Origin of the sequence: Thermoleptolyngbya sp. M55_K2018_002, from assembly GCF_015295965.1 — a bacterium.
Lineage (GTDB): Bacteria > Cyanobacteriota > Cyanobacteriia > Elainellales > Elainellaceae > Thermoleptolyngbya > Thermoleptolyngbya sichuanensis.
Genome location: NZ_DVEA01000045.1, coordinates 1 through 2,482, shown reverse-complemented (window position 1 = coordinate 2,482; position 2,482 = coordinate 1). Strand labels below are relative to the sequence as shown.

Sequence of the window (2,482 nt, the reverse complement as noted above, 5' to 3'; positions counted from 1 at the left end):
TCTATGCTTGAGTGGCGATGCTTTGATCCCCCCTAGCCCCCCTTGAGCAAGGGGGGAACCGAACCCAGCGTGAACCGCAGCAGGGAGAACTGGATCGAAAGTCCCCCTTATTAAGGGGGATTTAGGGGGTCGAAAGTCCCCCTTATTAAGGGGGATTTAGGGGGATCATTCAGAGCTTGACGCAAACAATCAAGGCGTATGCACAGTAGCCCCAAGCCCAGAATGATGGGCAGCGCCGTCTCCCTGTTCCCCTTCGCCTGAGTTAGTCCCGCCGCAATCCGCAATCCCCTCAATGGTTTCCCCTCTAATCAAGCGATATCTCGTAGCGCTAGACCGCCACAAGTGGGCCGGGCTAACAGGGTTTGCGCTGGTAATGGGGCTATCGGGCGTAGCTGCACTCCAGCCTGCGCCACCGACCAGCTATGCCTCGCGGGGGATGCTGGGCTATGCCGCGCCGCCCGTCACCGTTAGCCAGACCAACACCGCCCTCCAGCAGCAGGCCCAGGTGATGACGGCAGAAACGCTGCTGTCGGACTTTGTGGTGGAAACCGCAGTGCAGCAGCTTGCCACCCAACAGGTGAGGACAGATGCTTTTATCATTCGGCGCAACGCCACGGTAGTCGTTAATCCCCGCCCCGAAGGAGAAAATCGCAATCGGAATGCGGAGGAAGTGGGGCTGCGGGTGCTGGTGCAGTATCGCGACCCAAATGATCGCGTAGCCCAGGCGACGGTGGTGGCACTGATGCAGGCAATGGTAGATCAGAGCCGCCTGTTTAACCGCCAGCAAATCCAGCAAATTATCGACAACCTGAATCGGCTGCTGCCTGTGGTGACGCAGGAGCTACGGCTAGCGGAGCGCGACCTGGAAGAATATGTGCGCGTCGAAGGGCCCGCAATTCAAGCCGCGCAGGACGGTCAACTGGTGGGCGCAATTACCGCTAGCCAGCAGCAGCAGCGCCAGCTCCGGCTGAATTTAGAGGCGATCGCCGCCCAGATCCGCAGCCTAGAATCGCGCCTGGGACTTTCCGCCGACCAGGCCTATACCTCCGCCGCCCTCAGCGCCGACCCCATCATTGCCGACCTGCGGGCCAAGATTTACCAAAACGAGCTACAAACTCAGTTGCTCTCGCGCAACCTGCGCCCCGAACATCCCACCATGCTGGACTTGAAGCACCAGCAGCAGTCCTTCGAGGCGCTGTTGCAGCAGCGGGTGACCGAAGTGATCGGTGGCAACCAGCTTGCTGCGCCCCTAGCCAGCCTGTCCACGATCCGCCAGGGCAGCAGCCTCGACCCCGCCCGCCAGCAGTTGGCCAATACGCTGGTCAACCTGCAAACCGAACGAGAATCCCTCCAGCAGCAGCTTGAAGCCCTCCGCGCCGCCGAGCAGGAACTCCGCCAGGAATATACCGCCGTGCCCAACCGTCAGTTGGAGCAATCGCGGCTGGAGCAGCAGGTCGTGCTGAAGCGAAACTTCTACGACCAGATCCAGGCAAAGCTGGCGGACGTGCGGCTGGCGGCAGAGGAAACCGTCGGCAGTCTAGTAGTCGTGCAGCCGCCTCAGACGGAGATCGCCAACGCCGAGGGGCGCAACAGTCTGTCGATTTTACTGGTGGGCGGACTGGTGGGGCTGCTGGTGGGCGGCGGGCTGGTGCTGCTGCTAGATTCGCTGGATGCCACCTTCCACACGCTGCCCGACCTGCAACTGGCGCTGCGCCAGCAGGAAGTGCCAATTTTGGGTTTACTACCTGATTTGTCTGGAGTTGCCGATATGCAGGACATGCCGCTGGTGCTAAAGGCAGATTCGCCCTACCTAGAGCCGTATGAGCGGCTGCGGGGCAATCTGCGGCGGGCAGCAGGAACGGGCGGTCTGAAATCTGTCGTGGTGACCAGTCTGCTGGGCGGCGAGGGCAAAACGGTGACGGCTTACAACCTGGCGATCGCCTCTGCCCGTGCTGGCAAGCGGACACTGCTGATTGAAGCCGATCTGCGATCGCCCTCCCAAGCCACTGCCCTGCGCGTTGCGCCAAGCCCCGACAGCCAGCTAGAGCCGCTGCAACACTTCGACCGGGGTGAATTTAGCCTGGTGCCTGAGATAGAAAACCTTTACATTTTGCCAAGCCCCGGCCCCCAGCGACAGGCAGCCGCTATTCTAGAGTCGGGCGAGGTCAAGCGCCTGCTCGAAGATGCCTGTGGTCGATTTGACTTGGTGGTGATCGACACGCCCCCCCTCAGCCGCCACACCGACGCGCTGCTGCTAGAGCCACATACCGACGGACTCTTGCTGGTGACCCGACCCGGCATAACGGAAGACGGCCTGCTGACCGAAGCCGTCGATCAGTTCATCGAGTCAGAAACCATCCAGTTTTTGGGCGCGGTGATCAACGGTGCAGACGTGCCTGTGCGTTCCTTCAGCCCCACAGAACCAGAGCTTGAGCCAATTGAAGATCAGCCCGACCTGTTTCCCCCGGCTGCCGCCGACCCC

General features: G+C 61.3%; 1 protein-coding gene. It reads left to right on the top strand.

What is annotated here, in order from left to right; all coding sequences use genetic code 11:
• Nucleotides 1–292: 292 nt before the first annotated feature.
• Nucleotides 293–2,482: polysaccharide biosynthesis tyrosine autokinase (locus IGS51_RS01940; RefSeq protein ID WP_297075246.1), on the top strand; the 2,190-nt coding region annotated here is incomplete at its 3' end.